The organism is Halomonas sp. 5021 (assembly GCF_036663435.1).
GTDB lineage: Bacteria > Pseudomonadota > Gammaproteobacteria > Pseudomonadales > Halomonadaceae > Vreelandella > Vreelandella janggokensis.
The window spans coordinates 1-630 of record NZ_JAXOVU010000040.1; the positions used below are offsets into that span (position 1 = coordinate 1).

The 630-nt window shown below is 52.5% G+C and carries 1 protein-coding gene; it reads left to right on the forward strand.

Translation table 11 applies throughout. The features are described from left to right. Window positions 1–195: 195 nt before the first annotated feature. The coding region (locus R3F64_RS19375) for an IS110 family transposase (protein ID WP_332613257.1) at window positions 196–630 on the forward strand (435 nt) is incomplete at its 3' end.

Genomic DNA, 630 nt, shown 5'->3' on the forward strand with positions numbered 1-630 from the left:
GCTCCTTGTGTCTCTCAAGAGGGAATGATTAGCTACCATTCTCTCTGGCCAGAAGGGTAACCCGTTGGGCTCCTGATGGGCATTGACCCTGCTTCGTAGATGGGCCCTTTCTGGTTTCTTATCTCGTAAATTTGGACGGTATCCAAAGCCCTTCGCACGACGAAAGAGGCTGTACGAACAAGGCGAGACAACGAGATGGCATATATCGGCATTGATGTTAGCAAACAGAAACTTGATTGCCTGTGGGTGCGGGATCTGAGTAAGAGCAAGGTGAAAACGAAAGTATTCCCCAACCGCCATCAGGACTACCCAGGTTTGCTCGACTGGCTTGTCAGGCAGACCGGCGAAGATATCAGCAACCTGCATGTCTTTCTGGAAGCCACCAGTATCTATCATGAACCCTTAGCATACTGGCTGCATGACATGGGCGTCACCGTGTACGTACTGAATCCTGCCCAGGTGCGCCATCACGCCAAGGGAATGGGCGTTCGCAGTAAGACAGACCGTAAAGACAGCATGATGCTCGCCCGCTATGGGATCGAACGCAACCCTAAACCGTGGCAGCCAGAACCAACTGAGGTGAGAGAGCTCAAGCGCCTTATCAACCGGTTAGAGGCCGTAGAAGACGAC